Below are 24812 nucleotides of genomic sequence, written 5' to 3' on the forward strand. Positions count from 1 at the left end.
GGCCGAACGATGCAGGTTCCTGATTTTCAAACTGGAGCGGCCCATTTTCAGGCCACGACGTTGAACGCCGCGTCAACAAGGCGGCGTGTGTAGTCTGTTTCGGGGTTCTCCAGCACCTTGGCGGTGGGGCCTGCCTCCATCACCTTGCCGTGCTGCATCACGATGACGTTATGGCAGAGCGCCCGCACAACCTTGAGATCGTGACTGATGAACATATAGCTGAGGCTGTGTTTGCGGCGCAGGTCGCGCAAAAGATCAATGATCTGTGCCTGAATGGACAAATCCAGCGCCGATGTCGGCTCGTCCAGCAGGATGAATTCCGGATTTAGCGCAATGGCCCGGGCAATCGCGAGGCGTTGTCGTTGGCCACCTGAGAATTCATGCGGGAAACGCTCGAGCGCCGCATGTGGCATCTGGACATCGTCGAGCGCCTTGCGGACGATCTTGTCACGCGCGGACGCCGAACCTCCGATATTATTGACCACCAGACCTTCTTCCAGAATCTGCCGGATGATCATGCGCGGGTTGAGTGAGGAAAACGGGTCCTGAAAGACAACCTGCATTTTTGTCCGGAACGGCCGCAATTCCTTGCGGCTCAATTGGTCAATCCGCTGACCCTGAAACGTGATCTCGCCACGGTGGAAAACGCCGAGGCGGATCATCGCCATGGCAAGTGTAGTCTTGCCCGATCCACTTTCCCCCACGACGCCAAGCGTCTCACCTTGCCGCACTCTTGCAGAAATATCGTCGACCGCTTTCAGTTCCTTCGTCAGCGGGCGAAAGAACCCTCCCGCATTGAAGCTGAACGTTACGCCCAGATTACGACCCTCAATCACCACCGGGGCATCCTCGTTCAGCGGGTCCGGACGGCCCTTGGGTTCGCTCTCGATCAGATGCCGCGTATAAGGATGCTGCGGATTGGCGAACACCTCTGCGGTGACGCCTGACTCCACGACCTTTCCCTGCCGCATGACAACGACGGTGTCGGACACCTTGCTGACGACCGTGAGGTCATGTGTGATCAGGACGACCGCCATCCCATGCTTGGTCTGAAGTTGCTTCAAGAGCGACAGGATTTCGGCCTGCACGGTTACATCAAGTGCGGTGGTCGGTTCATCTGCGATCAACAGGTCCGGGTTGTTTGCCAGCGCCATCGCAATCATCACCCGCTGTCTCTGGCCGCCCGACATTTCGTGCGGATATTGGTCGATCCGGGTTTCGGGGTCGGGCAGCTGCACCTCGGCCAGAAGGCGCAGCACTTCCTTCCGCAGCGCCTTCTTGCCTATATCGCGATGGACACGAATGATCTCACCCACCTGATCGCCAATCTTGTAGATCGGATTGAGCGAGGTCAGCGGCTCCTGAAAAATCATCGAAATGCGCTTGCCACGGATACGCTGCAACTCCAACTCGGACCATGTGGATAGGTCCTCACCGTCGAACCAGACGCGGGTATCCTTGCCGACGATTGCATTGGGGGCGAGCATGCCCATCACGGCGCGCGCGGTGACGGATTTGCCAGAGCCGGATTCACCGACGACGGCCAGCGTCATTCCGCGATCAACCGCATAGCTGACGTCGCGCACGGCTTCGGTGACACCAACGGCCGTGCGAAAGGACACGGCAACGTTTTCGACTTTGAGAAGCGGCTCAGTCATTGGAATACGGGTCCATTGCATCGCGCATCCCGTCGCCCAGGGCGTTGAATGCGAGTACTGACAGAATAATCATGGCAACAGGCGAAAGCAGCCAGGGCGCGGCTGCGAGCGACTGGAAATCGCGCACGGCGTTCAGCATCACCCCCCAACTGACGAGCGGCTGCTGGATGCCCACACCCAGGAAAGACAAAAAGCTTTCGAGCAGGATCACCTCTGGAAGCACGTAGGTGGCCCAGACGATGATATGGCTCGACATATTGGGCACGATATGGCGCAGAATGATGCGCCGGTCACTGGCCCCGACCGCGACGGCGGACCGGACAAATTCAACGGACCGGATCGCGATGACCTTGCCGCGCAATTCGCGGGCCAAATTCGCCCATTGCAGCAAAACGATGATCGCCGCGAACATGATAAAGGTCGTGATCGGGTCGGCGTTGCGGGGCAGCACGGCTACAAGGGCAAGGTAAAGCGGAAGGTCCGGGAAAGATTTGATGAATTCGATCATCCGCTGGATGACGGTGTCCGTACGCCCCCCAAAATACCCCGATGTCACACCGACAAGCGTGCCAATGACGCAGGCTGCGGCCATCACGAGAAAGCCCATGAGCAACGTCACGCGTGCGCCATACACCATGCGGCTGAAGACATCGCGGCCGAGTCCGTCGGTCCCGAGAAGGTGGACGAACTGTCCGTCCGCGCCCGCGATGAGATGGGTGTCAAATGTCATGCCGAGGAATTGGTACTCCGCCCCTTCGGCGAAAAATTCAAGCGGTATGACTTGCGCATAAGATGGCTCAAACGTGATCTCGAAGGTGTTGGGGTCCATGACCTCTTCAAAGCCCAGCACGAACGGGCCGTGCAGCCTTCCATCTTCGTCAATGAAGCGGATCGTCTGCGGCGGCGAATAGATCGCATTTCTGTCCTTTGTCTCGACCGAGTAAGGGGCGATGAACGGTGCAAAGATGGCTGTCAGTAGGATGAGAAGCGACACGATAAGCCCCGCCATGCCCCAGCGATTGCTCCGAAAGCGTCGCCGCACAAGTTGCCAATATGACAGCGATGGACCTTCCTTTTCCGCGTTCATGGCGTGATCGGACGGCGCACCCGGCGGTGTGACCGCCCCGGACATTTGTGGTGTCGGGTCGCTCATGCTTCTAGCCTCCGACCACGGTGGCCCGGCGGACGCGCGGGTCCAGCAGTGCCAGAACGATGTCCGCAATGAGATTGCCGATTACGAGGAGTACGGCGACGAGCAGGAAGATGGCAGCGATCACATACATATCGCGGTCCGTGACCGAGCTGATGATGAGCGGACCCAACGTTGGAATGCCGAGCACCAGCGCTATCTCGATCTCGCCCTTGATCATGTAGTCGAAGCGCGCGCCCATGTTCATGATGACCGGGTGCAGCGCGTTAGGGACGGCGTGACGAAACAAGACCTTCCGACGGCCCAGCCCCTTGGCCCGCGCGGTTTCGATGTATTGGGCGTTCATCACGTCCAGCAGGTTTCCACGCATCATGCGCGTCGTGTAGGCCTGCCCCGCCCAGATCGAGACCAGAAGGATCGGCCAGACATGAAGAAACAGATTCCACAACTTGGCGAAGGACATGCCGTCCTGCACCTGGAATTCGGGCGAATACAAAGCGCCGATGTAAGGCGAGTGCCAGACGAATGCGAGCAGGTAGAGCAGGATCAGGGCAATAACGAATTTCGGGATCACGATGCCCATGAAGGCCACCAGGGTCGCAAGTGTGTCGCCCCAGCGGTACTGGTTGGTGGCGGCGTAGATCCCCAGAAAGACTCCGATAACCTGACCGACAACCAGCGTGACCAGAGCGATCCCGATGGTGCGCCACAGCCGCAGGTCAATGACATCCACAACGGGCCTGTTCTGGGTGAAGGACATGCCGAAGTCGCCAGCGAAGACGATATTCTTTATCCAGACCCAGTATTGCACGTAAATCGGCTGATCGAGTCCGAGCCGCTCGCGCATCATTTCGGCCTGCGGCAGCAGAGCTTCGCGGCTTTGTCCGGTCTGCGCCATTGTCCGGCCAATCCAGCCATCCACGAAATCACCGGGCACGGCTGTGATGATCAAGAAAGTTGCGATTGAAATGCCGATAAGCAGCGGGATCGTGACGAGAATTCTTTTCAGTATGAAAAGCAGAAATGCCATGAAATCTTCCCCCCTGCAAAACTTGAATGTTGATCAGTGCGCGGCCGCCGTCCCCGACGGCCGCGCGTACCATGCCACGTCGCTTAGTATTCCGCGACGGTGCCTGGGAGGACCTCTTCTTCCTGCTCGGCCGCAGGCGTCCACAGGCGTTCACGGATCACGCTGTCCTCTGCCCATTCATACATGAACACAGGCGTGCCCGGATGCGCGTTGCGGATCCGCTTGTTGACCAACAGCGCCGCCGGGATTTGAACGGTGCCAATGTAGTAGGCGTTCTCCGTCATCAGGCGCTGCATCTGCTTGGCCAACTCGGCCTGCTCGGCTGCATCGCTGCTGGCGACAAACGCATCATAGGCGCTGGCCAGCTCTGCCTCGAACGGCAGACGGTTGCCGCCACGGTTGAAGAACGGACAGTTCGCCCCGGCCGGGAAGGTCTCGCAGACCTCGCGTGTCGGCAAGATGACCGGCAGCCGGGCGAACAATGCCTGATACTGGCCGCTGGTGCGGTTGGTATCCATCGTCGTCTGGTCAAGACTCCGCAGGTTCATCCGAATGCCCACTTCCTCAAGCTGGGAGGCCACGGCCTCTGCCTGCTTGCGGTCGGCATTCGCGCCGCCATCGTGAAGAACGGTGATGACGATGTTTTCGCCACCGCCGGGCAGGTTGCGGACGCCGTCACCGTCGGTGTCAGTCGCGCCGAGCCCGTCCAAAAGCGCATTGGCGCGGTCTTGATCGAACGGCTGGAAGTCGGAGCTGCCCGCATCATAGTAAGGCGACCCTGTCGAGAACCCCGCGACATAGGGATAGGCGAATGGCCCACGGGCCAGCGCCTGACCAATCGCATCGCGATCCAGCGCATGGCTCAGCGCCAGACGGAAATCCGTTTCGCGGAAGAGATCGCGCATGGCGCGATCAGTGTCGTCCTCTGCAGATGCTGGATCAAGGTTCAGCATCAGGCGCCACGACAATACGCGCGGGCCGAAGTTGGCCCTGACGGGACTGTTTTCGTCCTGGCTCTGCTTGAGGGCTTCGACGTAGTTTCCCGGGTCTTCCATATTGGAGAAGTCCCCGGTGCCGGCCACAGCCTGCGCGGTCCGATCACCCCAGGTCGAGAGACGGAAATGCATCTCGTTGAAGTAGGGAAGCTGGTTTCCGGCCTCGTCCACTTTGAAATAGTAGGGGTTACGTCGCATGATCACCAATTCATCCGGGCGATGCACGACCGGGACCCATGCCCCCAATACGACGGGTGGGACCACGTCGTTGGGAAGTGCCTGCGTGTAGCTGTCATAGGTTGCATCGGAGTTATAGGTCGGATGCGCGTCCTTCAGGATGTGCGACGGTCCCGGGCAACCTTGGATGTAGGCGAGGTTCTCCACGATCGTTTCAGCCTGTGGTGACTGGAAAACAAACTTGAACGTGTAATCGTCGATGACCTCGAAGTTAGCGGCGCCAAAGCTGTCTTTGGCCATCCGAGACGCTACGTTTTCATCCTGGACGTTGTCTTCGTACCAGAACCTGACGTCCTCGACGTCAAAGTCATCTCCGTCGGACCACTTCACGCCCTGCATCAGGTTGACGGTCAACTCGGTGCTGTCGACATTCCAGGTCCAGCTTTGCGCCAGGTTCGGAAGCGGGCCGGTCTGTTCCTCGGCTTTGACCTGCCACCGCGGGCCCTGACGCACGAGACATTCCTGCATGGCCATGTTGATGCCGCCCCAGCCCTGATGCTGGCCCGCCATCCAGTTCCAGCCTTCGGGCCGGCCGCCGATGACATGGCGGAAAACACCGCCATATTCGCCGATGCCATCGACCATCGCGCCGGACTTGAAAATGATCGGCTCTGCCGGCAGGCGCTCGTTCACCGGCGGCAACGCACCACTTTCGACCAGCGCGTCAAGCATCGGCGCCTGATTGTAGCTGTCAAGCGATCCATAGCTGTAGATATCGCCACGCCCGATCAGTTCGTATTCAAGGCCGGACAGGCTCGTCTCCGGCGGCATCTGGTCGGCAGTCGCCAGTGTGCCGGATGCCACGATTGCGGTCGAAACCGCCAAGGCACGTTTCATGGTCTTCATGCTTCTCACCACAATTTCCTCCCTTTGGTGAAACCTGGCCATATGAAAATTGACAAGTGCGGTCGGAGTCCTACGGCTTCCGCAGGATTTTTTCCTGAAAATCACACAGATGGCCTTCGCGCCCGCAGCAAAGCTGATACGGTTAAAAAAGAACCTGAGCGAGAGAGACGCACCGATGGAGCCCTTTACAGATGCCGAAAGCGTATCCTTCGACACCGAACAGTTCAGCGATGGACGCGGGATTTATTTTCATCATCATCAGCCGAAACTCATGCGCGAGCCCTACCACGTTCATCCGTCCATTGAGGTGAACTATCTGCGCGATTGCCAGATGACTTATTCGTTCAGTGGCTCTCAGGTGCAGGTCCCGCCGGAACGACTTTGCATCTTCTGGGCGGTGCAACCTCATCGCGTGATCGGCGTCGATGGCAATGGCACAACCACAAACGCATATATTTCGCTTCAGGAATTTTGGAACTGGCCACTTCCAAAACTGTTTGTAGAGCAACTTTTTCAGGGCTGTGTTCTGATTGCGGACACACCAAATGCTTCCGACAATGATCTGACAAGCCGCTGGGCCTCGGAACGGAACTTGCGAGACCTGCCAACCAATCGCGTCCACGTGTTGGAGGCTCAGGCACGGATCGCACGGCTTGCGATGGACGGTTGGTCGGCGGTGACTGAACCGCGACATCATCGCACCCGGCAATCTCTTGGAGGGAAAACGCTGTACCATTTTGAGAGGATGATGCGGTTCGTGGCAGCAAACTATACCACCGACATTGGATTAACCGATGTCGCGAAAAGCACTGGCGTCTCGCCCAATTACGCCAATACCGTCTTCAAGAAAATGCTCGGAACGACTGTCAAAGTTCACCTCGCTGAAATACGGCTGACACGGGCCCGGATGCTTCTTCTCGAAACCGATGAGCCGGTCATAAACATCGCACTTGACAGCGGGTTCAATTCGTCGTCAGCGTTCTATGATGCCTTTCAGCAGGGCGTTGGTACGAGTCCCATAAAGTATCGGAAACAAAAAGGTCGTACGCGCTAGGCTTCATTGCAGCGTTCTGCAGCTTTAGTCTCCCAACAGGTAGTTTCCCGAACCAGAGTTTCTCAACTCATTGGACAATGCTACCGATGGTCACGTGTCCGGTGCCAAAGATAGCGTGTTCCAAACGCTTCACTACGCCAAAACTGACTTGTGGAGCGAACGGCAGCTTTAGAAAGCCGCACCGCAGCAACAAACGAAGAAGTCAAACGGCAGCTTTGGGCCGATCGTGTCTCGCCGATCATGCGGGCCATGTTGGTGCTGCGGCCGATCTGATGGCCGCTGTGAGCCCATTTCGACCGATGCTGCGATCTGGTCGAACGTCAACTTCTCAGGAAATGAGAAGCGGCTTCGTACAGCTTGGCAAAACAATGCATCGCCTTACCTTTCCGAAACGCAACGGGTTTTTGAGGTGTCGCATGGCAAGCAAGCCACGGGTTTTTGCAGTAATCGGTTTGGGCACCTTTGGTGCGACGCTTGCCGGCGATCTTCAGCGCTTTGGGAACGAGGTTATCGGAATCGATATCAATGAACGCCTGGTCGGCGCTCATGCAGAGGATTTGTCTCAGGCTCTTGTTCTGGACGCGCGGGACGACGGTGCGCTCAAAGAGGCGGGCATTGACAGCGTCGACGTCGGCGTCGTCGCCATGGGCACGAACATCGAAGCCAGCGTTCTGGCGACGATCAACCTCAAGACCCTCGGTGTCGAGACGATCTGGGCCAAGGCGACTTCGAAAAGTCACCATCGTATTCTGTCGAAGCTGGGTGTCGATCGTGTGGTTCATCCGGAGCGCGAGGTTGGGCAGCACGTCGCCCAAGTTCTGAACAATCCCCTTGTGCGGGACTATGTGAGCCTTGGAAACGGGCAACACGTGGTGAACTTTCGGGTTCCCGAAAGCCTCGAAGGAAGATCCTTGTCCGAACTGAGCTATCGGCAGGACCACGATCTGCGATGCATCGGCGTTTTGCGGGGAACAGACTTTATCGGACATGACGACGCAAGTTGTGCGCTGGAAAAGGATGATCTGTTGCTTTTGCTTGGCGGGCGTCAGGACCTTCGTGACTTCGCGCGTGAGCTCTAGGTGTTCTGATGTCGGGCCTGCACTTCTCGATCCGCCGAAAGCGCTTCAGTCCACCTGCAGTCCTCGCAACGATCTACGCTGTGTTTATCATCGTCGGAGCGGTGGCACTCCGGTTGCCTTTCAGCAATACCGGTGACGTCACTTTTAGCGATGCGGTATTCACCGCCGCCTCTGCTGTCACAGTCACCGGGTTGATCGTGGTGGACACAGGTTCGGACTATACGCTGATCGGTCAGGTTATCATTGCCCTGCTGATTCAGATCGGCGGACTGGGCCTGATGACCTTCGCTGCCCTTCTTTTGACGATGCTTGGGCTGACCATCGGAATGCCTCAAAGGCTTGTGCTGCGCGACGAGCTTGGCCAGACAGGCGTAAGCGATCTGCTTGCGCTTGTGCGCGTGGTGGTATTGGTGGCCTTTGTTGCCGAAGCCATCGCAACCGGTCTGCTGATGTTTGTGTTTGTGCCCGAATTCGGCTGGACACACGGCTTTTGGCAGGCACTTTTTCACGCGATATCGGCATTCAACAATGCCGGATTCTCGCTGTTTTCGGACAGCCTTTCCGGCTACGTTGCCGACCCTGTCGTCAACATCACCATCACGGTGCTTTTCATTCTGAGCGGTCTTGGTTTCGTCGTCCTTGCGGATATCAACACACAGCGCGGATGGAGGAAATTGACGCTTCACAGCAAACTGATGCTGTCGGGCACGCTGGCCTTGATCCTGTTTGCTTGGATCATGTTCGCTTTGCTGGAATGGAGCAACCCGGCCACGCTCGGCGGACTTGAGAGTTCTGGTGCACGTATCCTGGCGAGTTGGTTTCAAGCGGTGACACCACGCACGGCAGGCTTCAACACCCTCGACTACGCGCAAATGGAAAACAGCACGACGGTGATGACCTTGATGCTGATGCTGATCGGCGGCGGACCGTCCTCCACGGCTGGTGGTATCAAGGTGACGACACTGATCGTCCTGGCCTTGGCGACGGTAGCGTTCATTCGCAGACAAGAGCGGTTTCACATTTTCGGCCGCAGTCTGGGGATATCGGAAGTCATGAAGGTGCTGGCCCTGACTGCGCTTTCGATTTTTCTGGTGGCTATCGGACTGTTTTTGACATCAATTACGTATGACGGTGACTTCCTCGATCTCCTGTTCGAGGTCTGCTCGGCCTTCGGGACTGTCGGCCTGTCGAGAGGCGCCACCGGCGAACTTGATGAATTCGGACGCGCGATGATCGTTCTCATCATGTTTGCAGGTCGGCTGGGTCCTCTGACCATTGCCTTCTTTCTTGCCACGCAAAGCAAACCCAAGGTCGGATATCCGGAAGGAAAGGTGTTCCTAGGCTAGCGTTCCGACGAGAAGAGCCACCAATGGCTCAGCCGCAGCGACAGCTCGCTTGGTCGCACTGGTCAGACCTCCAGCAACGCATCGATGTCGCTAGCGTAGCGAAAGTCCGCTCTGCGGAAGCCGCGCCGCAGCGCTTCGCTCAGCCACGAAGGTCCGGTATGGGGCGTCCTTAACAGAGCAAACTGCCTTTCAGCCAGATTTGCTGCGCGTGCTCCGACGGCGGCTGAGAGCCCTTCTTAACCGCTGCTGCACTGTCCGCAGGTGACTGGTGGTCGTCGAAAGCCGACATTGGTTGAAGCAAGGGAGGGAGCACTTAAGTGCTGCCCAGAAAGCAGCGCAAAAATCCGAGGCGGGGCGCGAATAGACGCCCCGCACAAAGGCCTTATCCGATGGCTGTGGCTACCGCCGAGGCGAGTGGCGTTGTCGGTCGCCCGATCAGGGTGGAAAGCTGCGTTCCTTCATCAAACAACGCGCCCTTAGACGCCTCGACGTCACAATGGGCAAGGAACCCAGCCAGTTCGGCAGGTAGGCCCGCGCCGGTGAGCGCTGCCGCATAGTTGGGCTCAGTCATATTGACATAAGGGATGTCCCTGCCCGCCTGGGCAGACAGCGTCGCGGCCAGATCAGTCAGGGTATAGCTGTCGTCACCGGAAAGCTCGTAGGTCTTGCCTTGAAGGCTCGTGTCCAGCAGGACAGCCGCAGCAGCGGCGGCGTAGTCCTGCCGCGTGGCTGAAGATATCCGGCCATCCCCGGCCGCACCGATCAATGCGTTGTGTTCCAGTGCCGCGGGCAGCCCCATGGTGTAGTTTTCCGTGTACCAACCGTTGCGCAGAACGGTATGGCCGATGCCAGAAGCGGCCAGAAGTTTTTCTGTCTCCACATGTTCCAGCGCAAGGCCCAGCGTGCTGTTCGGTGCGTTCAGCAGGCTCGTATAGACAATATGCTTCACACCCGCAGCTTTGGCGGCCTCTATTACGGCTGCATGTTGAGTAACGCGGCGACCGATATCGCTGCCCGAGATCAGCAGCAGCGTCTCGACGCCTTCCAAAGACGCGGCGAGCGTTTCAGGGGCGTCGTAATCGAAAGCACGGACAGGCACGCCCAGATCGGCGGCCTTATCGGGATTGCGAGCCAAAGCAACGAGGCCCTCGGGCGCGCTTTTGGTTTTCAGGGTCTCGACAACAAGGCGGCCAAGCTGGCCGGTGGCGCCGGTCACTGCGATTGTCATGGCAGATCTCTCCATTTTTTCTTTCCATGCGGCACAGCTAGGTCCTTTACTTACAAAAGGTAAGTACATACATTTTTGTTAGTATATTCTTCTAAGGTCGCCATGCCGAAACTCAGTGACGCCGTTCGCTCGGGCAAATTGATCGGGAACCTGCAAGCGCAGCAATGCCCGTCGCGCAGTATCCTCAAGCATGTCACGGGCCGCTGGGCTGTTCTGACGCTGATTGCGCTTCAGGGAAGGACGATCCGCTTTGCTGCGCTCAGGCGGACGATCGGCGGGGTCAGCGACCGGATGCTGACACAGACGCTTCAAACATTGGAAGCCGATGGCTTCGTGCATCGGCAGGACTTCAAGGTCGTGCCGCCCCATGTTGAATACTGCCTGACCCCGATGGGCGAAGAGGTCGCACAACATGTGCGCGTGCTCGCAGACTGGATCGAAGACAACACCAGCAACATCCTGTCGACGCGGGAAGAGATCGCGGCAGAATAGTCGGACGCCATGGAGATCAAACCGGCAGCCAATCATAGGCGCCGAATGATAGCGTCGCCTCTGCTGATTTTCGCGGCTGTCGCAACCCGCAAAAAGCGGCCGTTTAGATCAGAATTACCAATGGCAGCTTTGTCCCGCGATCTGTCGGTTCGCCCATCGCTTGATTTTTCCATTGCAGCGAACGTCGGCATTGTGGGCTGCGACCGCAGCATTGAGTTGTCGTGGCAAACGGCAGCAATGGGCCGTCAACGATGAGCAATTTAGCGTTTCACCAAGGATGCTGCGGCGCCGCAGAGGTGGGCATTGAGGCCTAAGTAGTCATGTCTGATGTACCTGCATCAAATATTGAACAACCCTACATAGTCCCGCAAATTGGTCCCACGAGAAAGTAACATTGATCAGCCGAGTTAGCTCTATGGAATGGTCAGCGCGATGCTATTGTGGGGCGACCCGCCTCGCTTTCGCCGAGGAAGACATCGGTTGGCAAGCGAGTTGCACTTGCGAGAGTTGCCGGCGCGCGAGTGGCGCTCCTGCCGTTGGATGGGTCAACGTTGTTGGATCTGTCCGCTGGAGTGGCAATCCGCCACGTGAGATTTCGGTCAATCCTGGGGTCACGAGGAAATTCTGCGGGACATGCGGGTCACATCTGACCTACCATCCAACAGCAGCCCGCCCAGGTCATACAGACGTTCTAGCGGCGCAGCTTGACAAGCCGGAGCTATTCCGGCCAACCCGCTGGGATCATTGGGACGAGGCGTTGGGTTGGCCACATCACGAAACGCTCACCAAAGCCGACTAGAGCAACTGTCGAGTTTTCTGCGCTGTCCGCTTTTTCCGCAGACTGTAAGCTTGAGCCTGGTCGCATTTCGCGGTTATAGCGAATGTCGGCAATGCTCGCTGCCCCTACAACATCTTTGCTGGCGTTCAGACGGCCACTTTGGGCCGGACTTGCTCAACTTGGGTGTCGCCGGGCAGATGCATTTTATCCGCCCGGTTAACAGACCTAGCTAGGGTCTTAGGCTGCGTTGGCTGAAGTCAGTGATTGATATACTGCGGCTTCGAAGTCCATGTAGCCCGTGAAGGACGCGGCGTCGGCGAAGGGCAGGATTTGCGTTGCCCAATAGCCGCCGCAACCATTGGCTCGATCGATCCAGTAGAAACAATTGGCCAACCCCGCCCAGCCAATGGCACCTGCCGGGCGGCCTGTCGGGGCTTCCTCGGAATTGACCATGAAGGTGTAGGACCAGTCCTTCGCCAAGCCCGGGAAGAACTCGGCATCGTTCGACAACGACGGAATGACACCGGGCAACATGGTGACCTTCTGCGGCGGCACCAGCGAGCCGCGGATGGCCCACTCCACCGTCTCCGGTTCGAGCACGCGGCCCTTCGGCCCGGCCCCGTCGTTCAGCCACATCCGGATGAATTTCATATACTCGGTGACCGTCCCGTACAGGCCGTGGCCACCCATGTGCACTTCGGGATCGTCAGGCAGCGCGAAGTCATCCATCGGCGTCAAACCACCATCGTCGCCGCGCGCGTGGATCGTGGCGGTCCGCGCCTTCATGTCGTCCGTGCGCGTGAACGCAAGGTCGGTGATCCCCAACGGGGCGAAGATGCGTTCGGACATCACTTCGCCCAAACGTTTGCCCCGAATGCCTTCGACGACCTGACCTACCCAGTCGATGTTGGTTCCGTATTCCCAACGCTCTCCGGGATCGAAAAGCAACGGCGTGTTGATCGCCGCGTGCGACCCCGTCACCACCGAGGGCTGGCCCTTTTCTTCCGCCAACCGCTTGTAGGTCTCGTTGAAGAAGTCGTAGCCGAACCCGGCGGTGTGCAGCAGAAGCTGCCGGGTCGTGATGTCGGTCTTCGGTGCGCGCAGGATCGGTTCCCCGCCAGCGTCGAAGCCGTCGATCACCTGCAACTTGCCAATTTCGGGTGCGTATTCCTTGGCAGGAGTGTCGAGGTTCAGAAGCCCGTCTTCGACGCATTGCAGCGCGGCGGTGCCGGCGATCGCCTTGGTGGTCGAGAAGATTGCGAAGACCGTGTCCTCGGTCATCGGATCGCCGCCGATGCGCCGCTCTCCGAAGGCTCCGGAATAGATTGTCTCGTTCCGGTCGGTCACTTGGGCTACAACGCCCGGGACGCGCGTGTCGCCCTCGCAGACGCCCGAAAGAATGGTATCGCATTTGCTTTTCAGATCGGTCATTTTGTCCTCCCATACGATTTCCGGTGAGAGGCTAGCACACAAGGCGGGACACGATCTGTCCGGCATCGGCAGGGCATGTCCTGTTTCGGAGGAAAACTTGCGCGGGCTAGGCGTGCAGGTGTCGCGCCCTCTCGCGTGTGTGCGACGGAAGCTCTCCAAACCGGTTGCGATAAACGGCGGCGAGTGCGCCGAGATTCACATAGCCCCAGTCGTTCGCAATCTGTGACACGGTGCGATGGGGCGGTGCCTCGCGCAGTTCGGTGCGAAGGCCTTCAAGTCGGCGCGCGGCCAGGAACTCTCGTGGTGTGAGCCCGCGAAAGCGGCGGAATCCCTCAGATAGCGTTCTGGCAGAGACACCGACGCGCATGGCCACGTCACCGATCCGGGGGGCTTCTCTTGCCTCGGCCGACAGGATTTCCTCGGCTTGGCGGACGTATCTTGGTGCGGCTGAGCGCGCGCCGTCCTGCAACGAAATTCCCGCACATTTTGCCCAATGCACGAGAAGTTCGAGGCAAAGCATTTCCTCGAGGTGGCGGCCCAACGGACCGTCCGTACTCATCGGCGCGTCAGAGCCGAGCGTGCGTGCTGCATAATCCAGAAGGCTCAACCAACGCGAGCCGGGACCGCCGAACTTGGCACGTCGCGTCCACAGCGTGTCATCCGGTACGAAGCCAAACCATTTCCTGGCTGTTTCCGCGACCACGTCATGCGGAATCGTCAGATTGAGCTGCATATGATCGGCGTCGCCTTCGAGCCAATAGTCGGTTCGCGAACAATCTACGACAAAGCTTTCGCCCGCTCCGGTCGTCGCCGGTTGCTTGTCGCATTGATGATTGAGCGCACCGCGCAGCGTGTTCAGAACCAGTATCTTTCCGGCGTCCTCGTCGAACTGATCGAGGTGGATGCCTGTTCCATATGAGAACCGGGTCATGGTCACTTGCCCGGCGTCGGCGGAGATCATCGTCGCGTTCGGCTTCGAGAGCCGCTCGAGCGGACGAACGCGGTACGGCATGTACACCTGCCGGCAGAACTCCTGCACTTCATCCCAGTCATCGGAATGAATTGGCTGATCCCGTCGTATAGGATTGCCCCGCGCATCCAGGACGAGAGCCTCCTCGAGCATCTCGCGCACCTCCCCTTGAAAAAGATTAGACTACATTCATGGCATTTCCGCAACGCTACAAAGGTGCTGCTTAGGCCAAACTGCGCTGGGCAAACTGCAGCGCAACCTGGTCAGTCGGCCTGAAAATGCAAAAGAATGCCGGATGTCTGTATACGATATGTCCGCGATTCCGACTTCTGCCAAGGTCAAGATCGAGCACGCGCAGCGAATGGCTGCTAAGCGGGCCGCGACTGCAGAAACTCGGGTCGTCGCTGTAGGTCCGGTCAGGGCCGAGAACCGACTTGATGGAATGTCGGAGAAATGCTCGAAACGAGGTGTGCCTGCAGCTCTTGTGTCGGATGATGCATTGCGATCTTTACTCAATAAAACAAGGATCTTCGCGCTGGCGAGGTCATGCGCTATACTGCCGAGAATGAAGTTTATGTATCTGCGCCTTAGGGTCAGGACTCATAACCAGAACATGACGATGGCTGCGAGCGCACAAGCTGAGAGGAAGACCTTCGGGCATCGGTCATAACGGGTTGCGACACGGCGCCAGTCCTTGAGGCGGGCAAAACTGTTCTCGATCTTGTGGCGTTGGCGATACCGGCCTGCGTCGTGTGGGATCGCCACTTTCCGCCCCTTGCGCGACGGGATACACGGCTCAATTCCCATGTTTTCAAGGGCTTCTCGATACCAGTCGGCGTCATAACCGCGATCCGCCAGCAGGTGTTTGGCAGGCGGCATAGTATCGAGCAGAGCCCGCGCGCCGATGTAATCGCTGCGTTGTCCAGCGGTCAGGAACATCCGCAAGGGTCGACCGATCGCATCGGTCACGGCGTGTAGCTTCGAGTTCATTCCGCCTTTGGTGCGCCCGATCAGACGGCCACGCCCCCCTTTTTGAGGCCCAGGCTAGAGGCGGTGCGGTGCGTCTTGAGGTGGGTGGCGTCGATCATTAACGTATCGGTCCCGCCGCCCTGGTCGGCTAGTTCCAGAAGCATCCGGGCGAAGATGCCTTTCTCACTCCACCGTTTCCAGCGGCTGTAAAGGGTCTTGTGCGGGCCATAGGCTGCCGGTGCATCTCGCCAACGCAAGCCATTGCGATTGATGAAGATAATCCCGCTTAGCACCCGTCTGTCATCAACTCGAGGCTTGCCGTGGGACTTCGGGAAAAAAGGCTCAAGCTTGGCCATCTGCGCATCGCTCAGCCAGTAAAGATCGCTCATGTCACCGCTCCGTTTTCGGAACCGTGAATCACGCCGCGCGGCGTAAATCAATGCATCCTGACCCTAAGCTCTCGGTTCTATTCGCATCCAGCTGCGCGGCAATTATCGGGGTACTGGTTCTGATGTGGCGCCCAAGACCGCACAAATGATCTGACCGTTCTAATCTTTCTGCCGTTTGCCAAATCAATTCGCGACTTCCGTGGAACCGTTACCTGTGGCAACCTCCTGACATGACCTCTCAGCCCGCATATTCGCCCTCGGAGCAGGCAGCGCTTGACGCATTTCATGCCCGAGGGGGGATGCTTTTCCCGTTTCATGACGGGTATGAGGAGCTGGGCAAATTGCTAGATGTAATCCCGAAGGAGGCCTGGCGGCGGGATGAGGCGGTTCTTGGCAGTCTCGTCCTTTACCTAGTAAAGCAGGGGCAGGCCCCTCGAGCTAAATCCTATCTCAACGCGTTGGTTCTCGATTTCGAGAAGACAGATCAGTTCATTGTTATAGAACTGCTTTTGGCTCTGCACCTGGGCGAAGAGGTGAGCGACCGCGACTTGCGGCGCTGGCGGCGGTTGGAACGGACGCTGCCGATCAACGAGCCGTTGCTGCTTGGTCTCTACTATAACGCCATGATGGCCATGCAGGTCCGAATGGGGTATATCTCGGCAGCCCGCATCGCAGGGCAGCAGGCGATTTCCTGTTACCGGGAGGCCGAACATGTATATCTAGAGCATTTCATCTACATTCACCTTGCCGATTTGGACCTGATCGAGGGTCGGTTGCACCGGGCGCAGCGCGGCCTGGCCACGGCAGAGCAATGCCTCGCGCAGTCGGGAACCCATTACGGAAATGAGCAGGAGGTGATCTCAGTCATTCGCCTTGCTGTGGATTATGAACGGGGCGAACTGGCACGGGTTCGGGCCCGCGCGTCGGAGCTGCGCAATTGCCTCGTTCGGGGCGACAGCTGGTCGGAGCTGTTCTTCCAACTGGCCCGCGTCGCAGTGCTCTCCACCTATTTCCTTGAAGGAAGAGAAGCGGCCAGCCGCGAATTGACCGACTACCAGGCCGATTACGCGCGGCGACATGGCGGCGAGGCGCCGACGATGGAGGCCCTGCAAGCCCTGATCTGGCAACTGGAATGGCAACCCGACGCGGCCGAGCGGTCGCTGGAACAGTTGCGCCGTGCCTCCATGCAAAGCGCGATCGGCACCATGCTGGTGACGGAACTGGAAGGCACGATGGGCATCGGCGAGCCTGTAAGCGCGGACACCCCCCGCGCCCGGATCGTCAAGGCGCTGCAACAGGCCCGCACCGCCCGCGGCAGCAAACGGCTTGCCACGCTGGAAAAGGCCCTGCGACTGGCCTTCGACGAAGGCCAGATCGCCCCGTTTCTGGAACATCGGGACGTATTCATCGGCCTGAGTGCCACCCTGTTGCGCAGTGACCGGCTGCACGGTCAGGGACGGCTGGGGCGAATGACGGATCGGGTGCTGCGGCAAGTCTCGGGCAGCTACGTGATACCCGAGTCGCTGCGCAAGCTGGGCTTCAACCGGCGGCAGTACCGGGTCGCCTCTGCCTTGTTGTCGGGGGCAACCAACAAGCAGATTGCCCGCCAATTGGGCACGACGGAGGCGACAGTGAAATACCATGTGACCTCGCTCTACCGGCTTTCAGGCGTTCGCCGGAGGCGAGACTTCATTGATTTCATGGTAAAAATACAATCTTCTTCAAAAAACTAGACTTTTTCATCATATATTGGACTTCTTAGGAGTCGCGCCGTTCCGCATCCGTCGTCCAACATCAAGGGCGGAATGGACGGCTGAATGATCGCATATCTTCTGAAACGTGCTGTGACACTGATGCTGGTCCTGCTGGGGCTGGCTATCTTGATCTTCGTGATCGCACGTATCGTGCCCGGGGACCCTGCGCGCATCGCGCTCGGCCCGCTCGCCACGCCCGAGCAGGTGGCCGAACTGCGCGAGGAAATGGGGCTCGAGGAATCCTTCCCAGTGCAGCTCTGGACGTATCTGTCCGGCTTGGCGCAGGGCGATCTGGGCAAGTCCCTGCTAACTTCTCGGCCGGTGATGGACGACATCATGGCGGCGTTGCCGGCGACCTTCGAACTGGTGCTGTTCACCATTGTCCTACAGATACTGATCTCGATCCCGTTGGGGGTAGTGGCCGCAATCTATCGCAACAGCTGGGTCGACAATGTCCTGCGAGTGGTGTCGCTGATCGGAGTCGTGACGCCCGGCTTCGTGCTGGCGATCCTTCTGCAACTGGTGGCGGCCCATTACCTTGGCTTCTTCCCGGTCACGGGGCGGCTGGATGGCAGCATCGACTTTGATGCCGATATCACCGGGCTGCTGCTGATCGACGGCACTCTGAAAGGCCGGTTCGACGTGGTTCTGGACGCCGTGCGGCACCTGTTCCTGCCCGCCATCGCGTTGGCCGCGGCGGGCATCGGGCAGGTCATGCGGATCACTCGCACCGCGATGATCGAGGTGTCGGGCCGCGATTTTATCGAGGCCAGCCGCGCTTACGGCATTCCAGAGCGCGTCGTGACGTTCCGCTACATGCTGCGGGTTGCGAGCGTCGCGCCGCTGACCATCCTAGGGCTCGAGTTCGCGTCGCTCATCGGCAACGCCTTCATTGTCGAATTCGTCTTTTCCTGGCCCGGTATCGCCAGCTATGGCGTCCGCACCATCCTGCAAAAGGACCTGAACGCCGTTATCGGGGTCGTGCTGGTGTCGGGCGTGTTCTTCGTGGTGGCGAATCTCGTTATCGACCTTCTTCTCGGTATCCTGGACCCGCGGCATCGCATCCGCGCGGCGCGTGACACCTGATGGCACTGCTTGACGATCCCGACGCCCCGAACCGGGGCCTTAGCGCCCGGCAGATGGCGTTCTACCGGTTCCGCCGCAACCCGTTGGCGGTGGTTGGTGCGTTGATCGTGTTGAGCGTGGTCATTGCCGCGATCTTCGCGCCGGTTCTCGCGCCTTCGCCAGAAAGCGCGGGGTCCTTCGTGGATTTCCGCAATCGCCACGCCCCGCCAAGCTGGGATCACCCCATGGGCACCGACAATGTGGGCCGCGACGTACTGAGCCGGGTTATTTACGGCTACCGCGTGTCGCTGAGCCTTGTGGTCGGCGTGCTGGGGCTGGCCGTGCCGCTGGGCGTCGTGCTGGGCCTTGTGGCGGGCTATTTCGGCGGTTGGACCGAAACCATCATCATGCGCTTTACCGACATCATGCTTGCCCTGCCGCCTTTGGCCATGGCGCTGGCCATTACCGCCGTTCTGTCGCCCAACCTGATCAACGCGATGATCGCCATCACGCTACTTTGGTGGACGTGGCACACGCGGCTGATCTACCGGATCGTCAAGGGCCAGATGAACGAGGACTACGTTGAGGCCGCCCGCGTTGCCGGGGCCAGCCACACCCACATCATTTTTCGCGAACTGCTGCCCAACTGCTTTTCGGCAGTGGCGGTCAAGATCTCTTTGGATGCCGGGTTCGTTATCCTGTTCGGCGCGGCGCTGTCCTTCCTTGGCCTTGGGGTGCAGCCGCCGACGCCGGATCTTGGCACCATGGTCGCCACCGGGTCGGAATACATGCCCGAGATGTGGTGGCAGGCGGTGATGCCCGGCCTCGCTATCCTCTACGCCATCCTCGGCTTCAACCTGTTGGGTGACGGGCTGCGCGACATGCTGGACGTGGAACTATGAGCCGCCTGCTGGATATCCGCGACCTGTGCATCGGGTTTTCCGCCTATGGCCAGCACCGCCGGGTGCTGCACAGCGTGAACATGCATGTGGACGAGGGCGAGCGGGTCTCGCTGATCGGGCAATCCGGGTCCGGCAAGACAGTGACCATGCGCACCATCATCGGCACCCTGCCGATGCCGCCGGGCAAGGTGGAACAGGGCAGTATCCACTATGCCGGGAAATCGCTGCTGGACCTGGGCCGGCAGGACCGCAACCGGCTGAAGGGCACGGGGATTTCCATCGTGCTGCAGGACCCGATGCTGTCCTTCAACCCGGTGCTGACCATCGGGCGGCAGATGGATGACATCATCCGCTATGCCGATATCCGCGAGGGCCGCAGCCGCAGCCGTGCGGACCGGCTGGCACAGATGGAAGACACCCTGCACAAGGTGCAATTGAAAGAAACAGCGCGGGTGCTGGAAAGCTACCCGATGATGCTGTCGGGGGGCATGCGCCAGCGGGTGCTGATCGGCATGGCCCTGCTGAACAAGCCGCGCCTTCTGATCGCGGATGAGCCGGGCACCGCGCTGGACGTGACCACGCAGGACGAAATCCTCGCCCTGCTGAACCAGCTTGTGGCCGAAGAGGGCCTGTCGCTGCTGCTGATTACCCACAATCTTGGCGTTGTGCGCGAGATGGCCGACCGCGTCTACGTGATGGAGCGCGGCCATATCGTCGAGACCGGCACGCGGGACGAGGTTTTTCACGCGCCGAAACACGACTATACCCGCAAACTGATGGCCGCCGTGCCGCCGCTATATGGCGACAAGGTGCGCACGGTGACCCATGCGGCGACGGCGGAGGCGCTGAAGGTGCAATCCGTCACCAAGGATTTCAGGGTGCGCAGCGGCTGGCTGAACCGGGTGACGGGCAGCTTCCGGGCCGTGAAAGACGTGTCGCTGACTGTGGACCAGGGTGACATCTTTGGCATCGCGGGCGAAAGCGGGTCGGGCAAGACCACGTTGGCCAAGATGATCCTGGGGCTGACCCCGGCAAGCGAAGGGTCGATCACCATCGACGGGCGGCCCGTGTCCGACTTCGCCGGCACTCAGGAATTCCGCAAGCTGATCCAGATCGTCTACCAGAACCCGGGGTCGTCGCTGAACCCACGCCGGACGGTGGCGGACCAGTTGGCTGTGCCGCTGAAGTTCACCGGGTCCGGCAAGCAGGCCACGAAGGCGCGGATCGGCGAATTGCTGGAGCTTGTGGACCTGCCGCAATCCTACGCCTCAATGTATCCGCACGAGTTGTCCGGCGGGCAGAAGCAGCGGGTCGCGATCGCACGGGCGTTGTCGGTCAATCCGCGCATCCTAGTGCTGGATGAACCGACCTCGGCGCTGGATGTGCTGGTCCAGTCCACCGTGATCGACCTGCTGAACCGGCTGCGCGAAGAGCTGGACCTGACCTATGTCTTCATCAGCCACGACCTGAGCCTGATGCGCAATTTCTGCAACCGCGTGGCGGTGATGCTGCGCGGCGAGGTCGTCGAGGCCGGGCCGGTGTCGCAGATCTTCGACGCGCCCAGCCATCCCTATACCCGCGCGCTTCTCTCGGCGATCCCGGTGATCTCGCCCGAGGAAGATGCGCGCAAACCCATCGTGACAAAGGAAGAGCGCGCCAGGGTCCTGGCGACCTCGACGGAAATGGAGGAATGAGCATGTATCGTATCGGAGTGGATGTCGGCGGCACGAATACGGATGCCGTGGTCATGCAAGGGGCCAAGATCCTCTCGGGCGTGAAATCGCCTACGACCGAGGACGTGATGAGCGGCGTCGTGGATGCGGTGGAACGCGCCATGGCCGAGGCCGGCGTGACCCCCGACGCGATCAGCGCGGTGATGATCGGCACCACGCATTTCACTAACGCGGTGGTGGAGCGCAAGCATCTGGCCCGCACCGCCGCCGTACGCCTGTGCCTGCCTGCCGCCCAGTGCCTGCCGCCCATGGTGGACTGGCCCGATGACATCCGCGAGGCCGTCGGCGGCCATTACTGGATGGCCAAGGGCGGTAATGAGTTCGACGGGCGGGCGATCTCCCAACTCGACATGGACGAGCTGGACAAGATCGCAGCCGAGATCCGCGCCACCGGGATCGACACCATTGCCATCACCTCGGTCTTTTCGCCGGTCAGCGACGAGATGGAGCGCACGGCGATGGAGCGGTTGAAGGCAGGGCTGCCCGATGCCGATTTCACCCTGTCGAGCGAGATTGGCCGCCTTGGCATCCTCGAGCGGGAAAACGCGGCGATCATGAACGCCTCGCTTCGCGCCTTGTCCGAGCGCACGGTCACCGCCTTCGGCAATGCGCTGACGAAGGTCGGGCTGACCTGCCCCTATTACATCACCCAGAATGACGGCACGCTGATGAGCCGGGAATTCGTGCAATCCTACCCGGTGCTGACCTTCGCCTCCGGCCCCACCAACTCCATGCGCGGCGCGGCGTTCCTGTCGGGCAAGACCGATGCCATCGTCGTGGATGTGGGCGGCACGACCACGGATGTGGGGGCGCTGGTCAAGGGCTTCCCCCGCCCGGCCAGCACCACGGTGGATGTGGGCGGCGTGCGCACCAATTTCCGGATGCCGGACGTGTTTGCCATCGGCCTTGGCGGCGGCACCATCGTGTCCGGCGAGGGCGACGATTTGAAGGTCGGCCCGCAATCTGTCGGCTACAAGCTGACCACCGATGCGCTGATCTTCGGCGGCAAGACGTTGACTACCTCGGACGTGGCTGTCGGTCTTGGGCTGGCTGAGTTCGGCGATACCGCCGCCGTGGCGGACATCGCGCCGGACTATCTGGCTGCCGTGAAAGCGCGGATCGACGAAATGCTGGTCAACGCGGTGGAACGGATGCGGGTTTCGCCCGATCCGATCCCGGTGCTGGCGGTTGGTGGCGGCTCGATCCTTGTCCCCGACATGGTGGGCGACCTACCGGTGATCCGGCCCGAACATTTCTCGGTCGCCAATGCGGTCGGGGCCGCCATCGGCCAGATTTCCGGCGAGGTGGACCGCATCTTCTCGCTCGACGGGCTCAGCCGCGAGGACGCGCTTGCCGCAGCCCGCAAGGAGGCCACGGACAAGGCCATCGCCGCCGGGGCCAAGCCGGACAGTATCGAACTGCTCGATCAGGAAGACGTGCCGCTGGCCTATCTTCCCGGCAACGCCACCCGCATCCGGCTCAAGGTCGTGGGTGACATGAATGGTTGATGTGTTGAGAGAGGTCACGAACGAAGACCTGGACGCCATCGAGATCGGCGCGGCCATCCTCGGCACTGGCGGCGGCGGCAATCCCTATATCGGCAAGCTGCGCTGCCGGGAGGAGTTGAAGAAAGGCCGCAAGATCCCCGTGATCCCGCTGGCAGAACTGCCCGATGACGCGCTGGTCGTGTCGCTGGGCGGGATCGGTGCGCCGGTGGTTGGGGTCGAGAAGATCGAAGAGGGCGAGGAATGCCTGCGCGCCCTACGCGCCATCGAGAAGGAGATGGGCGTCAAGGTGGATGCCCTGATCTCGGCCGAGATCGGCGGTGCCAATTCGATGGAACCGATGCTGACCGCCGCGCAGGCCGGGCTGCCAGTTGTGGATGGCGACGGCATGGGCCGCGCCTTCCCGGAAATGCAGATGTGCACATGGTCAATCTATGGCCACCGCGAGGCCCCCGGCGCCATGGCCGATGAGAAAGGCAATATCGTGGTCATCCGCGACACGCCCGACGATGTCTGGCTGGAACGGATCGCCCGCTCCGTGGTGGTGACCATGGGCGCGGCGGCAGGGCTTGCGACCCAGCCCATGCGCGGCGATTTCGTCAAGCGGGCCGCGGTGCCGAACACGATCACACAAGCGCTGCGCCTTGGCCGCGCCGTGCTGGACGCCCATGCACGGCATCTGGATCCGGTGCAGACGGTGATCGACCAGGAACGGGGGCGGTTGCTGATGACCGCCAAGATCGTCGATCTGGAACGGCATCTGAAAGGCGGGTTCGCCGTGGGGCATCTGGCGCTGGAAGGCTTCGGCAGTTTTGCCGGGAAGACCGGCCGGATCGACCTTCAGAACGAATTCCTCGTCTTCCGCCGCAACGATACGGTCGAGGTCTGCACGCCGGACCTGATCGTCGTTCTCGACAGCGATACCGGCCTGCCGATCACCACCGAGATGCTGCGCTACGGCCAGCGGATCGCGGTGCTGGGCCTGCCCGCGCATCCGCTGATGCGTTCGCCCGAGGCGCTGAAGGTCGTCGGTCCGGCGGCCTTTGGCTACCCGGAAATCAAGTTCTCTCCGATGGAGGATGCGTGATGGACAAGATGACCGAAATCACCCGCGCCGATATGGCCGATGTGGCCCTTGGCGGGGCTTTCCTTGGCACCGGCGGGGGCGGTGACCCCTATATCGGGCGACTGATGGCCGAACAGGCCATCGACGCCAATGGCCCGGTGCCGGTCATCGACGTGGAAACACTGGATGACGATGCGCTTGTGGTGCCTGTCGCCATGATGGGCGCCCCCACGGTGATGCTGGAAAAGCTGCCGCGCGGGGACGAGGCGATCAACGCCCTGCGTTCACTGGAGGCGGTTCTGGGCCGCAAGGCCGATGCGATTTTTTGCATCGAGGCCGGGGGGCTCAATTCGACCATCCCCATCGCCGTGGCTGCCAGCGCCGGGTTGCCCATTGTCGATGGTGACGGCATGGGTCGCGCGTTTCCCGAATTGCAGATGGTGTCGATGACAATGTTCGACATCCACGCCTGCCCGATGGCCATGGCCGACGAAAAGGGCAACGCGCTGGTGCTGAACACGGTCGACAACCTGTCGACCGAGAAATTCGCCCGCGTCATCACCGTAGAAATGGGCGGCGCGGGGCTGATCGCGCTCTACCCTATGTCGGGGGCCGAGGCGAAGCGGGCGATCCTGCGGGACTCCCTGTCGTTGATCGCCAATATCGGGCGGATCATCCGCAGCGAGCAGGCCGCCAACCGCAACCCCGCCGTCCGGCTGGCCGGCGACCTGAACGGCGTGCGCTTGTTCGAGGGCCGCATGACGGATGTGGATCGCCGGACCGAGGGCGGCTTTGCACGCGGTCAGGCCACATTCGAGGGGCTGGACAGCTACCAGGGGCAGACCTTCACGCTCAAGTTCCAGAACGAATTCCTGATGGCGGAGACCGGGGACGGCACGCCCCGCGCCATGACCCCGGACCTGATCTGCCTGCTGGACCTGGAAACCGGGGAACCGATAACGACCGAACAGATGGCCTATGGGTACAGGGTCATCATCTTCGGTCTGCCCTGCGACCCCAAGTGGCGCAGCGACCACGGCCTGAAATTGGTGGGGCCGGGATACTTTGGCTACGACGCCGATTACGTGCCCATCGAAGAACTCAACAAGACCAAGTGACAACACGGAGGTAAGAC

Annotated in this window: 20 protein-coding genes; 12 read left to right on the forward strand and 8 right to left on the reverse strand. The window is 60.3% G+C overall.

The window, feature by feature from the left end:
• Positions 1 to 47: 47 nt before the first annotated feature.
• The 4 genes from ACP15P_RS15770 to ACP15P_RS15785 all read right to left on the reverse strand — a co-directional run bounded on the left by ACP15P_RS15770 (position 48) and on the right by ACP15P_RS15785 (position 5916).
• Entirely contained in the window at positions 48 to 1658 is a 1611-nt protein-coding gene (locus tag ACP15P_RS15770; RefSeq protein ID WP_424929417.1) for an ABC transporter ATP-binding protein, read from the reverse strand.
• Positions 1651 to 2811 carry an ABC transporter permease gene (locus ACP15P_RS15775; protein WP_424929418.1) on the reverse strand — a complete coding sequence of 387 codons (1161 nt, stop codon included), beginning with the start codon at positions 2809 to 2811 and terminating at the stop codon, positions 1651 to 1653. Before ACP15P_RS15775 ends, ACP15P_RS15770 begins: the two co-directional genes overlap by 8 nt.
• Before the next feature lie 4 nt (positions 2812 to 2815).
• The gene (locus ACP15P_RS15780) at positions 2816 to 3838 is read right to left on the reverse strand and encodes an ABC transporter permease (protein ID WP_424929419.1); all 1023 of its coding nucleotides are present in this window, start codon (positions 3836 to 3838) and stop codon (positions 2816 to 2818) included.
• Positions 3839 to 3921: 83 nt separating this feature from the next.
• Positions 3922 to 5916, reverse strand: a complete 1995-nt coding sequence (locus ACP15P_RS15785; protein ID WP_424929420.1) for an ABC transporter substrate-binding protein — start codon at positions 5914 to 5916, stop codon at positions 3922 to 3924.
• A 109-nt stretch (positions 5917 to 6025) separates the two neighbouring features.
• Here ACP15P_RS15785 and ACP15P_RS15790 point away from each other — a divergent pair, with 109 nt between their 5' ends.
• The 3 genes from ACP15P_RS15790 to ACP15P_RS15800 all read left to right on the forward strand — a co-directional run bounded on the left by ACP15P_RS15790 (position 6026) and on the right by ACP15P_RS15800 (position 9395).
• Positions 6026 to 6970, forward strand: a complete 945-nt coding sequence (locus ACP15P_RS15790) for a helix-turn-helix domain-containing protein (RefSeq protein WP_424929421.1) — start codon at positions 6026 to 6028, stop codon at positions 6968 to 6970.
• 416 nt (positions 6971 to 7386) lie between these two features.
• On the forward strand, positions 7387 to 8049 hold the full coding sequence (locus ACP15P_RS15795; protein WP_424929422.1) for a potassium channel family protein: 663 nt from the start codon (positions 7387 to 7389) through the stop codon (positions 8047 to 8049).
• A gap of 8 nt (positions 8050 to 8057) precedes the next feature.
• Positions 8058 to 9395 carry a TrkH family potassium uptake protein gene (locus tag ACP15P_RS15800; RefSeq protein ID WP_424929423.1) on the forward strand — a complete coding sequence of 446 codons (1338 nt, stop codon included), beginning with the start codon at positions 8058 to 8060 and terminating at the stop codon, positions 9393 to 9395.
• A gap of 382 nt (positions 9396 to 9777) precedes the next feature.
• On the opposite strand, the gene ACP15P_RS15805 is transcribed toward ACP15P_RS15800, so the two are convergent.
• Positions 9778 to 10623, reverse strand: coding sequence for an SDR family oxidoreductase (locus ACP15P_RS15805; RefSeq protein WP_394423199.1), 846 nt, complete (start codon positions 10621 to 10623; stop codon positions 9778 to 9780).
• 102 nt (positions 10624 to 10725) lie between these two features.
• On the opposite strand from ACP15P_RS15805, the gene ACP15P_RS15810 reads away from it, so the two are divergent.
• Both ACP15P_RS15810 and ACP15P_RS15815 read left to right on the forward strand, forming a co-directional pair.
• Complete coding sequence (locus tag ACP15P_RS15810) at positions 10726 to 11115, forward strand: winged helix-turn-helix transcriptional regulator (protein ID WP_424929424.1); 390 nt, start codon at positions 10726 to 10728, stop codon at positions 11113 to 11115.
• 415 nt (positions 11116 to 11530) lie between these two features.
• Positions 11531 to 11914 (forward strand): GFA family protein, encoded by a 384-nt coding sequence (locus tag ACP15P_RS15815; protein ID WP_424929425.1) that lies wholly within the window; start codon positions 11531 to 11533, stop codon positions 11912 to 11914.
• A 216-nt stretch (positions 11915 to 12130) separates the two neighbouring features.
• Here ACP15P_RS15815 and acmB read toward each other — a convergent pair whose 3' ends face one another.
• The 3 genes from acmB to ACP15P_RS15830 form a co-directional block, all read right to left on the reverse strand.
• Positions 12131 to 13324, reverse strand: coding sequence for a methyl acetate hydrolase AcmB (acmB, locus tag ACP15P_RS15820; RefSeq protein WP_424929426.1), 1194 nt, complete (start codon positions 13322 to 13324; stop codon positions 12131 to 12133).
• Positions 13325 to 13430: 106 nt separating this feature from the next.
• Positions 13431 to 14447, reverse strand: a complete 1017-nt coding sequence (locus ACP15P_RS15825) for an AraC family transcriptional regulator (RefSeq protein WP_424929427.1) — start codon at positions 14445 to 14447, stop codon at positions 13431 to 13433.
• 447 nt (positions 14448 to 14894) lie between these two features.
• Positions 14895 to 15652, reverse strand: a protein-coding gene (locus ACP15P_RS15830; protein ID WP_424929428.1) for an IS5 family transposase whose coding sequence is annotated in 2 segments (ribosomal slippage) — positions 14895 to 15331 and positions 15331 to 15652 — 759 coding nt in all. Because the reading frame shifts where the segments join, the coding sequence is not laid out codon by codon here.
• Between the two features lie 299 nt (positions 15653 to 15951).
• On the opposite strand from ACP15P_RS15830, the gene ACP15P_RS15835 reads away from it, so the two are divergent.
• The 7 genes from ACP15P_RS15835 (at position 15952) to ACP15P_RS15865 (ending at position 24795) form a co-directional block, all read left to right on the forward strand.
• The gene (locus tag ACP15P_RS15835; protein WP_424929429.1) at positions 15952 to 17385 is read left to right on the forward strand and encodes a helix-turn-helix transcriptional regulator; all 1434 of its coding nucleotides are present in this window, start codon (positions 15952 to 15954) and stop codon (positions 17383 to 17385) included.
• Positions 17386 to 17469: 84 nt separating this feature from the next.
• Positions 17470 to 18492 (forward strand): ABC transporter permease, encoded by a 1023-nt coding sequence (locus ACP15P_RS15840; RefSeq protein ID WP_424929430.1) that lies wholly within the window; start codon positions 17470 to 17472, stop codon positions 18490 to 18492.
• Positions 18492 to 19373 carry an ABC transporter permease gene (locus tag ACP15P_RS15845; protein WP_424929431.1) on the forward strand — a complete coding sequence of 294 codons (882 nt, stop codon included), beginning with the start codon at positions 18492 to 18494 and terminating at the stop codon, positions 19371 to 19373. The genes ACP15P_RS15840 and ACP15P_RS15845 overlap by 1 nt, the downstream gene beginning before the upstream one ends.
• On the forward strand, positions 19370 to 21067 hold the full coding sequence (locus tag ACP15P_RS15850) for a dipeptide ABC transporter ATP-binding protein (RefSeq protein WP_424929432.1): 1698 nt from the start codon (positions 19370 to 19372) through the stop codon (positions 21065 to 21067). Before ACP15P_RS15845 ends, ACP15P_RS15850 begins: the two co-directional genes overlap by 4 nt.
• 2 nt (positions 21068 to 21069) lie before the next feature.
• The gene (locus ACP15P_RS15855; RefSeq protein ID WP_424929433.1) at positions 21070 to 22614 is read left to right on the forward strand and encodes a hydantoinase/oxoprolinase N-terminal domain-containing protein; all 1545 of its coding nucleotides are present in this window, start codon (positions 21070 to 21072) and stop codon (positions 22612 to 22614) included.
• A gap of 1 nt (position 22615) precedes the next feature.
• The gene (locus tag ACP15P_RS15860; RefSeq protein WP_424929434.1) at positions 22616 to 23698 is read left to right on the forward strand and encodes a DUF917 domain-containing protein; all 1083 of its coding nucleotides are present in this window, start codon (positions 22616 to 22618) and stop codon (positions 23696 to 23698) included.
• On the forward strand, positions 23698 to 24795 hold the full coding sequence (locus ACP15P_RS15865) for a DUF917 domain-containing protein (protein ID WP_424929435.1): 1098 nt from the start codon (positions 23698 to 23700) through the stop codon (positions 24793 to 24795). Before ACP15P_RS15860 ends, ACP15P_RS15865 begins: the two co-directional genes overlap by 1 nt.
• The last annotated feature ends 17 nt before the right edge of the window (positions 24796 to 24812 follow it).

Source organism: Amaricoccus tamworthensis (genome assembly GCF_049800875.1).
GTDB classification, from domain to species: Bacteria; Pseudomonadota; Alphaproteobacteria; order Rhodobacterales; family Rhodobacteraceae; genus Amaricoccus; species Amaricoccus tamworthensis.

Excerpts from the sequence above, each read along its gene's own strand:
- ACP15P_RS15805 (WP_394423199.1), bottom strand. The coding sequence starts at position 10,623 with ATGACAATCGCAGTGACCGGCGCCACCGGCCAGCTTGGCCGCCTTGTT.
- ACP15P_RS15780 (WP_424929419.1), bottom strand. The coding sequence starts at position 3,838 with ATGGCATTTCTGCTTTTCATACTGAAAAGAATTCTCGTCACGATCCCG.
- ACP15P_RS15865 (WP_424929435.1), top strand. The coding sequence starts at position 23,698 with ATGGACAAGATGACCGAAATCACCCGCGCCGATATGGCCGATGTGGCC.
- ACP15P_RS15850 (WP_424929432.1), top strand. The coding sequence starts at position 19,370 with ATGAGCCGCCTGCTGGATATCCGCGACCTGTGCATCGGGTTTTCCGCC.
- ACP15P_RS15810 (WP_424929424.1), top strand. The coding sequence starts at position 10,726 with ATGCCGAAACTCAGTGACGCCGTTCGCTCGGGCAAATTGATCGGGAAC.
- ACP15P_RS15835 (WP_424929429.1), top strand. The coding sequence starts at position 15,952 with ATGCTTTTCCCGTTTCATGACGGGTATGAGGAGCTGGGCAAATTGCTA.
- ACP15P_RS15800 (WP_424929423.1), top strand. The coding sequence starts at position 8,058 with ATGTCGGGCCTGCACTTCTCGATCCGCCGAAAGCGCTTCAGTCCACCT.
- acmB (WP_424929426.1), bottom strand. The coding sequence starts at position 13,324 with ATGACCGATCTGAAAAGCAAATGCGATACCATTCTTTCGGGCGTCTGC.
- ACP15P_RS15770 (WP_424929417.1), bottom strand. The coding sequence starts at position 1,658 with ATGACTGAGCCGCTTCTCAAAGTCGAAAACGTTGCCGTGTCCTTTCGC.
- ACP15P_RS15790 (WP_424929421.1), top strand. The coding sequence starts at position 6,026 with ATGGCCTTCGCGCCCGCAGCAAAGCTGATACGGTTAAAAAAGAACCTG.
- ACP15P_RS15825 (WP_424929427.1), bottom strand. The coding sequence starts at position 14,447 with ATGCTCGAGGAGGCTCTCGTCCTGGATGCGCGGGGCAATCCTATACGA.
- ACP15P_RS15855 (WP_424929433.1), top strand. The coding sequence starts at position 21,070 with ATGTATCGTATCGGAGTGGATGTCGGCGGCACGAATACGGATGCCGTG.
- ACP15P_RS15795 (WP_424929422.1), top strand. The coding sequence starts at position 7,387 with ATGGCAAGCAAGCCACGGGTTTTTGCAGTAATCGGTTTGGGCACCTTT.
- ACP15P_RS15845 (WP_424929431.1), top strand. The coding sequence starts at position 18,492 with ATGGCACTGCTTGACGATCCCGACGCCCCGAACCGGGGCCTTAGCGCC.
- ACP15P_RS15815 (WP_424929425.1), top strand. The coding sequence starts at position 11,531 with ATGGAATGGTCAGCGCGATGCTATTGTGGGGCGACCCGCCTCGCTTTC.
- ACP15P_RS15785 (WP_424929420.1), bottom strand. The coding sequence starts at position 5,916 with ATGAAGACCATGAAACGTGCCTTGGCGGTTTCGACCGCAATCGTGGCA.
- ACP15P_RS15840 (WP_424929430.1), top strand. The coding sequence starts at position 17,470 with ATGATCGCATATCTTCTGAAACGTGCTGTGACACTGATGCTGGTCCTG.
- ACP15P_RS15775 (WP_424929418.1), bottom strand. The coding sequence starts at position 2,811 with ATGAGCGACCCGACACCACAAATGTCCGGGGCGGTCACACCGCCGGGT.